The 11,162-nt window shown below is 61.8% G+C and carries 10 protein-coding genes and 1 riboswitch; of the genes, 9 read left to right on the top strand and 1 reads right to left on the bottom strand.

Features of this window, described 5'->3' with window-relative positions; all coding sequences use genetic code 11:
• On the bottom strand, positions 1–667 hold a 667-nt coding region (locus ABCP74_RS09245), incomplete at its 3' end, for an IS110 family transposase (protein ID WP_343102199.1).
• A gap of 523 nt (positions 668–1,190) precedes the next feature.
• A riboswitch (FMN riboswitch) is annotated at positions 1,191–1,383 on the top strand.
• Positions 1,384–1,388: 5 nt separating this feature from the next.
• Between ABCP74_RS09245 and ABCP74_RS09240 the strand changes: the two genes are divergently transcribed.
• From ABCP74_RS09240 to ABCP74_RS09200, 9 genes are all read left to right on the top strand, one after another.
• Positions 1,389–1,979, top strand: a complete 591-nt coding sequence (locus tag ABCP74_RS09240; RefSeq protein WP_055252299.1) for an ECF transporter S component — start codon at positions 1,389–1,391, stop codon at positions 1,977–1,979.
• On the top strand, positions 1,976–3,880 hold the full coding sequence (locus ABCP74_RS09235) for an energy-coupling factor transporter ATPase (protein ID WP_343001557.1): 1,905 nt from the start codon (positions 1,976–1,978) through the stop codon (positions 3,878–3,880). Before ABCP74_RS09240 ends, ABCP74_RS09235 begins: the two co-directional genes overlap by 4 nt.
• A complete protein-coding gene (locus tag ABCP74_RS09230) occupies positions 3,880–4,680 on the top strand; it encodes an energy-coupling factor transporter transmembrane component T family protein (protein ID WP_138339571.1) in 801 nt (266 codons plus the stop codon). Before ABCP74_RS09235 ends, ABCP74_RS09230 begins: the two co-directional genes overlap by 1 nt.
• A gap of 30 nt (positions 4,681–4,710) precedes the next feature.
• On the top strand, positions 4,711–5,157 hold the full coding sequence (locus ABCP74_RS09225; protein WP_138339572.1) for a pyridoxamine 5'-phosphate oxidase family protein: 447 nt from the start codon (positions 4,711–4,713) through the stop codon (positions 5,155–5,157).
• Between the two features lie 54 nt (positions 5,158–5,211).
• A complete protein-coding gene (locus ABCP74_RS09220; RefSeq protein ID WP_099432117.1) occupies positions 5,212–5,622 on the top strand; it encodes a pyridoxamine 5'-phosphate oxidase family protein in 411 nt (136 codons plus the stop codon).
• Between the two features lie 257 nt (positions 5,623–5,879).
• A complete protein-coding gene (gene argC / locus ABCP74_RS09215) occupies positions 5,880–6,950 on the top strand; it encodes an N-acetyl-gamma-glutamyl-phosphate reductase (protein ID WP_343011776.1) in 1,071 nt (356 codons plus the stop codon).
• A gap of 134 nt (positions 6,951–7,084) precedes the next feature.
• Positions 7,085–8,353: a bifunctional glutamate N-acetyltransferase/amino-acid acetyltransferase ArgJ gene (argJ, locus tag ABCP74_RS09210; protein ID WP_217108273.1), complete on the top strand. Its 1,269-nt coding sequence runs from the start codon at positions 7,085–7,087 to the stop codon at positions 8,351–8,353.
• Positions 8,354–8,434: 81 nt separating this feature from the next.
• Entirely contained in the window at positions 8,435–9,415 is a 981-nt protein-coding gene (argB, locus tag ABCP74_RS09205) for an acetylglutamate kinase (RefSeq protein WP_343001555.1), read from the top strand.
• 69 nt (positions 9,416–9,484) lie between these two features.
• On the top strand, positions 9,485–10,768 hold the full coding sequence (locus tag ABCP74_RS09200) for an aminotransferase class III-fold pyridoxal phosphate-dependent enzyme (RefSeq protein WP_343001554.1): 1,284 nt from the start codon (positions 9,485–9,487) through the stop codon (positions 10,766–10,768).
• Positions 10,769–11,162: the final 394 nt, after the last annotated feature.

The following is an 11,162-nucleotide window of genomic DNA, read 5'->3' as shown; positions in this document are numbered from 1 at the left end:
CAACCGGTGAAACCGCCTTTGCGCGAACGGCGCGCCTGTTTAGCGAAACTGGTGAAAAATAGATTGACGCTAACAACGGGGTGCGCTGCATGCTCGCGGCGCGCACGGAGGGGAGCTCCTCCATCAGCCTCGGCCCTCCCATGCCGCGGAACCTCGACCTGAACCCCTCCGGGGCGGTGGTGAGCAGCGACCTCGCGGTGTTGATCGCCGAGGTCCGCGCCTTCACCGCCCCGGAGCGCGCCGCGAGCATGCAGCGCACCCCGTCGACCCACCCGTCCTGGCTCTTGGGGGTCCCGAGCTTTGAGCCGGACATCGCCGCGCGGGCGGCCCTCTCCGCGTCCGCCTCGTCGCACTTCCCCTGCCCCGGGCGCCTCCTCTGCGTCCTCGCCGGGGAGAGCGCCTCGCGCACGGGCATCCCCAGCGACGCGAGGTGCCTGGTGAGGCCCGCCCCGTAGGACGACGTCCCCTCCATCGCGACGCAGGCCGGCTCCCCGGCCGCCGCGATCGCCCCGGCGAGCGCCTCGTATCCCGCCGCGTCGGCGGGGAACCGGCGGGACAGGACCCTGCGGCCCCTCCAGTCCAGGACGTACAGCCAGTGCGAGTCGGCGTGGGTGTCGACCCCGCAGAAGACCGGCCCGCGGGCGCCGGGTGTCGATTCGGTTCTCATGTCTCGCTCCGTTCTTTCCGTGCTCGCCTGGACCGGGCAGACGGCACACTGACGGGGCGCGATAGAATGCGGTTGATCGGGTCCGCGGTATCGCTCCATGCTCCTATTAGGTCATGCGGCGGTCTCGGCTCGCCGCGGCCCGCGCGGGACATGTCAGGAAACGAGGGCAGCCCTGTGGGCGCCAGCGGAATGTAGGGTCACCGCGCGGTCCGCATCTGATGGTGTCGACGTCAATGGTATACGGGTGCATCATCGACGTCTTCAATACAGAAGATATCAGTGCGGAATGTTCCGGAGAGAAGCCCCGTCACGCCCCCGGATTCCCTGCGTTTACGGCCTTGAGGTCGGCGGGCGGAGAAAGTGGTTGTTGGGGATACGTGTCCCGGTCGCTGTTTCGCGGCTTTGCCGCGAAAGGCGCGTCACTTTGGGATGGGTGGGGAGCGTGGTTGTTGCGGCAACTGATCCCCACCATAAATTACCCTCGGCATACTTGCGCGAACGATTGCTCGTGCTACACTTGCAATTGCTGTTTCAGGGCGGGGTGGAATTCCCCACTGGCGGTAAATCGGGCGGTGTCAAAGGGACGCCGTGGAGCAGGCGAGGTGCCTGCGACTGAGCCGATGAGTCCGCGACCCGTGCGTGTGTTGGTTCGCATGCCGGCTGAACTGGTGAGATCCCAGTACCAACGGTTAGAGTCCGGATGAAAGAGGCAGGTGATCTTATGTCTGAACAGTCGCAGCATATCCATTTTGAGAACACGAATAGGTGGAGCACCAAACAGCTCGTTACCATGGCGCTGATGTGCGCCCTGGGCGCCCTGTTTATGTACGTGCAGCTGCCCATCCTTCCTTCGGCGCCGTTTTTGACCTATGACCCGTCGCTGGTGCCGGCGATGGTGTGCGGGTTTGCGTATGGTCCCGGCGCCGGTACCGCTGTTGCCGCTATGGCTATCGTTATCCATGCGCTCACCACGGGTGACTGGGTCGGCGCGCTTATGAACTTGGTTGCCACGCTGGGCTATATTCTGCCCGCGGCTATCGTTTACCAGAAGATGCACACCTATAAGGGTGCCGTGATTGGCCTGGTGCTTGGCGTCATTGCCGCTACAGCGCTGTCTATGGTCGCAAACCTTACCATTGGCGTATGGTTCTGGTATGGCTCGGTCGATGTGATCGCCCCGCTCATGATTCCTGCCGTACTGCCGTTCAACCTTATCAAGACCGTGCTTAACTCGGTATTGACGCTTGCGGTGTACAAGGCGGTTTCCAACCTCATCACGCCTAAAAAGGACCAGGTCAAAGGCCGCGCATGATTGAGTGTCGGGGCGTTTCCTTTAGTTATGACGGTGCCGCACCGGCGCTCGACGGCGTCGATCTGAACATCGAGGACGGGGAGTTTTTCTGCATCCTCGGTGGCAATGGGTCGGGCAAGTCGACGTTTGCCAAGCATCTGAATGCGCTGTTGCAGCCCGATGCGGGCACGGTACGCATCAACGGCATGGATGCGTCCGACCCCGAGCTGGTCTACGACATTCGTTCGACCGCGGGCATGGTATTCCAGAATCCCGACGACCAGCTGGTGGCAACGCTTGTCGAAGATGACATTGCGTTTGGTCCCGAAAACCTAGGCGTGCCATCGGCGCAAATTGCGCAGCGCGTACGCGAGGCGCTGAAAGGCGTGGGCCTGGTGGGCTTTGAGCACCACGAGACCCATGCGCTTTCGGGCGGCCAAAAGCAGCGCGTGGCGCTTGCCGGCGTGCTCGCCATGGAACCGCGCGTGCTCATATTGGACGAGGCTTCCTCGATGCTCGATCCGCGTGGGCGCAAGGGCCTCATGAAGGCTTGCCGCGCGTTGCACGATCGCGGCATGACCATCGTGATGATTACGCACTTTATGGAAGAGGCCGCCGAGGCCGATCGTGTCGCCGTGTTTCAGACGGGGCGAGTTGCCATGCTGGGCACGCCCGAGGAAATCTTGACGCGGGCGGACGAACTTGCGCAGCTCAACTTGGATATGCCGGCGTCGTGCTGTCTAGGTAGGGCACTTCGTGAGAAGGGCGTGCCCGTTTGCGCGCAGGTGCGTGAGGCGGATATGGTCGCTGAGATTGCGCAGGCTTATGCCGAGCGAAGTGGGGTAGACATCGTAGAGCGGCCCTTTGCGTCCGATCCTCGTATGCTCGACAACGCATCCTCTGCAAACGATGGAACAGTAGCGTCGGAGCCCGTCATCGAGATTTCGCATCTCTCACATAGTTACTCGCTGAGCGCCCGCGAGCGCCGCTGCTGGCATAAGCGCTCGGCCACTGCGGGCAAATCGAGCAAACAGGCTCTCTGGGGAAACGACCCAAGCAGCCCGTGGGCGCTGCGCGATGTATCGCTGACGGTGCGTCGCGGCGAGTTCCTGGGGCTAGCAGGTCATACCGGTTCGGGTAAGTCGACGCTGGTCCAGCATCTCAACGGTTTGATTCGTCCCCAGGAGGGAAGCGTTTGCGCGCTGGGGCTCGACCTATCAAACAAGAAAGACGCCGCCGCTGTTAAGGCCAAGGTCGGCGTGGTGTTTCAGTATCCCGAGCGCCAGCTATTTGCCGAAACCGTGGCGCAGGACGTGGCGTTTGGTCCGCACAACCTTGGCTTGCCGCAAGATGAAGTCGACCGTCGTGTCGAGTCATCGCTCTCGCGCGTGGGCCTCGACCTTTCTACGGTCGGCGACAAGAGTCCCTTTGAGCTTTCGGGCGGTCAGCAACGGCGTGTGGCATTCGCCGGCGTGCTCGCCATGGAGCCCGAAGTCCTGGTGCTCGATGAACCCATGGCGGGGCTCGATCCGGCTGCGCGCAGGGATTTCCTTGAGCTTATCGATCGACTTCACCGCGATGGCCTGACCGTTGTCATGGTTTCGCATAGTATGGATGACCTGGCCAATTGCTGCGACCGCATTGTCGTAATGAACGAAGGCGCGGTGTTTGCCGAGGGAACCCCCGCGCAGGTGTTTGCGCATGCCGATGAGCTCAAGTCGATCGGCTTGGGCGTTCCCGCCGCCCAGCGTATGGCGCTGGCGCTTACGGAGGCGGGCGTGCCGCTGCGTCGCGGCGGGCTCTATACGGTTGAGTCGCTGGCAGACGAGTTGGTGGACCTGCTAATCGGTCGCTCGGGCGGTCCTTCTAACGTCGCGGACATTGCTAAATCCAAGACGGTCGCGCGAGAGGAGGGCTGCTAATGGAGGCGTTTTCGTTTGGCAGCTACTATCCCGGCGATAGTGCGATCCACCGCCTGGACCCGCGAACTAAGTTGCTCTTGGGCTTTGTGTTTCTGATCACGACGCTCACAGTCAGCAGCTTCCGCGGACTGGCCCCGGTCGCAATCTTCGTTGTCCTGATCTATGCCGTGTCCCGGGTGCCGGCTCGTCGCGCTCTGTCGTCGATGGCGCCGCTGCTGGCAATCGTCATCGTGGTTGCGGTGCTCAACCTGTTTTCCGACCAGAGCGGGCGCATCCTGTGGCAGCTCGGCTTTCTGCAGATAAGCGAGGGCTCGCTGCGTTCTGCCGCCTTTATGGCGTGCCGCCTGACCCTGATGATGGCCGGCATGAGCGCCATTACGCTCACCACGCCCACGCTCGACCTCACCGCGGGCTTTGAGCGTCTGCTCGCACCGTTTGCGCGCGTGGGGCTCCCTGCGCATGAGCTCGGCATGATCATGGGTATCGCGTTGCGCTTTATGCCGCAGTTCGCCACCGAGATGAAGCAGACGGCGGACGCGCAGGCAAGCCGCGGCGCGCGCGTGACGTGCGGTCCGCTCGGCGGTGTGCGCATGCTCGGCAGTGTGGCGATTCCGCTGTTCACCGGCGTGTTCCGTCATGCCGAGACGCTTTCGGCCGCCATGGATGCGCGCTGCTATCACGGCGAACAGGGACGCACGCGTCTGCATACACTTACGTTTGGCCGCGGGGATGCACTGGCCGCGGTGGTGACGGTGCTGCTGCTCGTGTGTGTCATCGTCATCAACCTTCAACTTGTTTAGGCGCGATTCGAGCGCAAGAAAGGGGTCCCTATGACCGACAACGACCGCACGGCTCAGCTTGAGCGCGCCTGTTCGTATCTCAGGCGCATTCCGGCGTGGTATCTGGCCACGACCGATGTGGCCGACGGGTATCAGCCTCGCGTGAGGCCGTTTTCATTTGCCATGGTCGATGACGGTAAGCTGTGGTTTTGCACATCGCGCGACAAGGATGTGTGGGCCGAGCTCAGCGCGAACCCCAAGTTTGAGGTTTCGGGTTGGAAACCGGGGGAGTGTTGGATTGTACTGACCGGCGAGGCCGCGCTCGAGGACGATGCGGTCGTGAGCGACAAGGTACGCCAGGCGGGTTTTAAACACATGGTGGGCATCGGCGAGGAACACGATAGCGCCAACGACGGCCGCCTTGCTTTCTTTTCGGTCCGCAACATTGCCGCGCGCTTCTGTGATATCGACGGCAGCGAGGAGCGCCTGGAGCTCTAATTTCCCAAATTGATTACCCATTCCAAAAAGACTGGTCAGGCGACAGGAGGACACATGGACGGATTGAATACGGTGTTGGAGTATCTGACGTCGGTGCCGGCATGGTATTTGGCGACGAGCGTTGACGGACAGCCTCATGTGCGTCCGTTTTCGTTTGCGCAGATCCAGGATGGCAAGCTGTGGTTTGTAACAGCGCGCACCAAAGACGTGTGGCAAGAGCTGCTACAAAATCAGCGCTTTGAGGCCACGAGTTGGTGGCCGGGCCATGGCTGGCTCATCTTGCGCGGGCGTGCCGGCTTGGATGACCGGGCCTTAGACGAAATGCGCGAAGCCGGGTGGAAGCATCTAGAGCGCCTGGGCGAGCACTATGAGGGGCCTAACGACCCCACGCTCGTCTTCTTTAGCGTCGAGGATCCCGAGGCTTTTATCTGCAATCACGACGAATGGGTGCCGGTCGAGCTCTAGCCAGCTGGCTCATCCTAACAACTTGGTTTTCGCATGGGCGGGCCCCGTATTGCCCGGCGCCGTTAGGAGCGCCGGTCAATACGGGGCCCGCTCCATTTGTCAATTCCTTCAAGCGAATGTGTCGGGAATGTTTCAATGCATGAATATGTAAACCATTTACGTGTTAATGCATCTTTTGGTGCTAAAGTTTCAACCCACTTCATAACGACCGCTGCGAAATGCGCATCGGTGCATAAATCGCAGACAAGGAGTCTGATATGTCTTTGAAGGTTGGAATCGTCGGCGCGGCTGGATATGCCGGAGCCGAGCTCATTCGCCTCGTGCTCGGTCATCCCGAGTTTGAACTTGTCGCCATTACGTCCAACGCCGATGCCGGCCAGCCGTTGTCCGCGGTGTATCCGAGCTTTGCTGGCGTGAGCGATCTGGTTTTCACCACGCATGACGCCCCCGAGCTTAAATCCTGCGGCGCCGTCTTCTTGGCCGTGCCGCATACCGCGGCCATGGCTCAGGTGCCCGCCCTGCTTGCCGCGGGAGTCTCCTGCATTGACCTCTCGGCCGACTATCGCCTGAGCGATCCGGCCACCTTTGAGGCCTGGTATGCCGCCAAGCACACGAGCCCCGAGTTGCTCAAGACCCGCGCCTTCGGTCTGCCCGAGCTGTTCTCCCAGGATTTGGAGACCGCTGCATCCGATCATGCCGACGGCAAACCCGTGCTGGTTGCCTGCGCCGGCTGCTATCCCACCGCAACGAGCCTTGCTGCCGCTCCTGCCGTGCGTGCGGGCTGGGTGGCCGAGAACGGTCCCGTGATTGTCGATGCCATCAGCGGTGTGACGGGTGCCGGCAAGTCCTGCAACGCTCGTACGCATTTTTGCAGCGCCGACGAGAATTTGGAGGCCTACGGCGTGGGCAAGCATCGCCACACGCCCGAGATTGAGCAAATCCTTGGCCTGACCGATCGCGTCGTCTTTACCCCGCACCTGGCACCGCTCAAGCGTGGTCTGCTCTCCACGGTGACGATGCCGCTCGCGCCGCAGGCCATTGACTCCTTGGCTCTTGAGGACGTTGTCGACTATTACAAGCAGTTCTATGCCGGTCGCACCTTTGTGCGCGTGCTCGATGCTGGCCAGCAGCCCAAGACGGCTTCGGTTGTCGGCACCAACGCCGCCCAGATTGGCCTCGCGCTCAATAAGCGCGCGGGCGTGCTGGTGGCGACGGGCGCCATCGACAATCTGTGCAAGGGCGCTGCGGGCCAAGCGGTCCAGTGCGCCAATATCGTCTTTGGCTTTGACGAGCGACGAGGCTTGCCCACAGTGGCGTGCCCGGTGTAGCACATTCGATTGTTAACGATTTGGTAGTCGGGCATCGAGTGGGGCGCCACTCTTAAGCTGGTCTCATGATCACGACTGGCATGGCGCACCAACCGATGTCCGTTTTTTGTTTGACATAAGGAGCCATAAAGACGATGAATACTGAGCTGTTTGATATCAAGATTCGCGCCGTCGAGGGCGGCGTTACGGCTGCGGCTGGTTTTAAGGCTGCAGGCATCCACGCTGGGTTCCGCAAGAACCCAGAGCGTCTGGATTACGCGCTTGTCGTGCCCGATAAACCCTGCCCCGGTGCCGGCGTGTTTACCACCAATCGCTTTTGTGCGGCGCCCGTGCAGGTGAGCCGTGCCAACCTGGGCGGTGCCGACAAGGGCTACGGTATCATCGCCGGCGTTTCGGTCAACTCTGGCAATGCCAACGCCGCCACGGGTGAGACCGGCCTTGCATGCGCGCGCGAGACGTGCAGCATCGCATCGCAGGTCATCGGCTGCGAGCCCCAGCAGATTCTGGTTGCCTCCACGGGTGTGATTGGCCAGATTCTGCCGATCGACACGTTTGAGACCGCCATTCCTGCTGCCTACGAGGCGCTCTCCGCCCACGGTGGCGCCGATGCCGCTCGCGCCATCATGACGACCGACACGCACTCCAAGGAGTACGCCGTGGCCTACGTCAGCGAGGCTGCGGGTCATGCGGGCAATGTCTATACGGTAGGTGGAATGTGCAAGGGCTCGGGCATGATCATGCCCAACATGGCCACCATGATCGCAGTTATCACCACCGATGCCCCCGTCGAGCCTGCGGCACTTCATACCCTGCTGCTCTCGACCGTCAAGCAGACCTTTAACAAGGTAACGGTCGATTCCGACACCTCAACCAACGACACCTGCATCATGCTTGCCTCCGGCGCCGCTGCCGCAGATGTCGAGCCTATCGTCGAGGGCTCCGATGCCTTTGACGAGTTGGCATTTGCCGTGCACGAGGTGTGCGAGAGCCTGGCGCGCAATATCGCCGCCGATGGTGAGGGCGCATCCAAGCTTGTTACGGTCAACGTTACCGGCGCCGTGAACGACGAGGAAGCCGATATCGCCGCCCGTGCCGTTGCCAACTCGCCGCTCGTTAAGACCTGCATCGCCGGCCACGACTGCAACTGGGGTCGCGTTGCTATGGCGCTTGGCAAGTGCGGCGTGAAATTTAATCAGGAAGACGTTTCCATCGACATGATGGGCATGCCCGTCTGTCGCGACGGTCTGACTGTTCCCTTTGACGAGGACGAGGCTCTACGACGTTTCGAGGCGCCCGAGATCGTGATCTCGGCCGACCTGGGCGCAGGCGACGCGGCAACGACCGTGTGGACCTGCGACCTCACGCATGAGTACATCTCCATCAACGGCGACTACCGTTCCTAGATTCCAGGCACGCTGCGCATCTTGCCGCGATTGCGGACAGCTGAGCACGGCGCGATAACGATATGAAAGACGAGGCAGATTATGAAATTCGCACGCGATTGTCGTTCGAGCGAATCCAACGAAGCAACCGCGCAGCTGCTGTTCGAAGCGCTGCCGTGGATTAAGAACTTGACCGGCAAGACGGTCGTTATCAAGTACGGCGGTGCAGCCATGGTCGACGAGCAGCTGCGTCGCGACGTGATGAGCGACATCGTCCTGCTCAAGATTATCGGCATGCGCCCCGTTATCGTGCACGGCGGCGGCAAGGCTATCAACGAGGCGCTGAGCCATTACGATATTCCCGTCGAGTTTAAGAACGGCCAGCGCGTGACCTCGCCGGCGACTATGGATATCGTGCGCGAGGTGCTGGGCGGCAAGGTTAACCAGGAGCTGGTTGCTGCCATCAACCACCACGGCAACCTGGCCGTGGGCGTGTCGGGCAGCGATGCCGGCACGCTCATCGCCGAGCCGCTCGACCCCGAGCTCGGTCGTGTGGGCAAAGTGACGCACGTCAACACCGACTATATCGAGCGCTTACTCGATAGCGAGTACATTCCCGTCATCGCTACCGTCGCGGCGGGGGAGGACGGCGGTTTCTTCAACATCAACGCCGATACCGCCGCCGGTGCCGTTGCCGCGGCGCTCCACGCGCATAAGGCGATCTTTTTGACCGATGTCGATGGCCTGTACAAGGACTTTAGCGACAAGGACTCGCTTATCTCCAACCTAACGCTCGACGAGGTTAACGAAATGCTCTACGGCGGCGAGGTCGATAAGGGCATGATTCCCAAGCTGCGTGCGGCCGTCGATGCGCTTACCGGCGGCGTATTTCGTGCCCATATCATTAACGGTACTACGCCGCATTCGCTGCTCCTGGAGCTGCTGACCGATGCCGGCGTCGGCACCGTGATCCATTCCACCGAGACGGCTTACGAGTTCGATACGCATCCGCATCCGCTTTCGACGTTTGCTGCGCGTCTGACCGAGAACCTTGACGAGGTCGAGAAGCTTCAGACGGTCTAGCTGACCCGCAGCCGCCCCATTCCTGCACCCATAGCCCCGCGCCGTCTGGCGCCCAACGAAAGGCATCCCATGTCACTTGCAGCTCAGCAATCGCTTGAATCCCATTACGTTATGCATACCTTTGGCCGCTCTCCGGTCGAGTTTGTCGAGGGTCACGGCATGAAGCTCACCGGCGACGATGGCCGTGAGTACCTCGACTTTCTTGCCGGTATCGGCGTGTGCAGCCTAGGTCATGGCGACCCGGCTGTGCTCTCGGCGCTCGAGGCACAGACCAAAAAGCTCATGCATGTCTCCAATTACTTCTACATTGAGCAGCGCGGACAGGTCGCGGCGCTGCTGTCCAAGCTTGCTAACGACGACGTAGATGGTGCGCGCGTGCTTGCCGATGCCATTGTCGCCGGCGATGAGACCACGGCAGCTGCTCTTGGTGCCCCGGCTGCGGATGAGCAGGTTTGGGAGACCTTCTTTGCCAACTCTGGCGCCGAGGCCAACGAGGGCTCGATGAAGCTCGCGCGCCTGTACGCCAAGCGTGCCGGTAATGGCGGCAACACCATCGTGTGCATGCGCGGCGGCTTCCACGGCCGTACGCTCGAGACCATTGCCGCCACCATGCAGGATTGGCTGCAGGATAGCTTCCGCCCGCTGCCGGGTGGCTTTGTGGCCTGCACGCCCAACGATGTCGATGAACTGCGTGCGATCTTTAAGCAGCTGGGGAGCGAGATTTGTGCCGTGATGCTCGAGCCGATCCAGGGTGAGAGTGGCGTGCACCCCATGACCGAGGAGTTTATGGCGGCAGCGCGCGACCTGGCACACGAAGTGGGCGCCGTGCTTATCGCCGACGAGGTCCAGTGCGGTATCTTCCGCACGGGTAAGCCATTTGCGTTCCAAACCTATGGCGTGGAGCCCGACATCATGAGCCTTGCCAAGGGCATTGCCGACGGCGTGCCCATGGGTGCCGTCGTGGCAAAGAAGGGGATTGCCGACGTGTTTAAGCCGGGCGACCACGGCTCGACCTTTGGCGGTAGCTGCCTGGCCATCACGGCGTGTGCCGCGACGCTCTCCGCGCTCGTGCGCGGCGATTATGCCGACCATGCTGCCAAGGTGGGTGCCTATATGGAGCAGGCGCTGGCTAAACTTCCGCATGTGGTAGAGGTGCGTGGCCGTGGCCTGATGCTCGGCTGCGATTTGGATGATGCCGCGGGCGACGCGCATGATATTGTTGCCCGCGCGCTGGCCGCCGGTGCCGTGATTAACGCTACGGGTGCTCATACGCTGCGTTTCTTGCCGCCGCTCGTCTGCGAGGAAGCCGACGTGGACAGTCTGATCGAGATCCTGTCGGGTGTCTTGGTCTAACGCGGCGCAATAACTCAATTTGGACCGGGTTCCGGACTGCGAGCGTGCCCTATGTGGCATGATTCGGTCGCGCGCGCAGACGTGGTGTAAGAGCGTCCTGAGGTCCGTCGCTGCAAGTCCCGATGTTACTCCTTCTTGAGACCGTGCCTCTCGACTATCTCGTCCACTATCTCCCCGGCGCGCCGCCCGAGCGCGCGGCGCCTCCCCTCTGTCGGGGCAGGCCTGTCCGCGGGCCCGGCGAAGCCCTCGGCGGCCGAGGCCTCGGAGAACACGCGCTGCTGGGACCACTGCCCCTCGGTCTCCATGAGGCTCGCGCATGTTAGCGCTAATCTAAAATTAACCACTTTCGCAAACGCATCTCGCCGAATGCGCTAACGCGCTTTCGCCGACCCCG

This window comes from Collinsella aerofaciens (assembly GCF_039062315.1).
GTDB lineage: Bacteria > Actinomycetota > Coriobacteriia > Coriobacteriales > Coriobacteriaceae > Collinsella > Collinsella aerofaciens_BG.
Note: the sequence above shows the minus strand (reverse complement) of the source record. Positions and strands in the feature narration are given on the sequence as shown.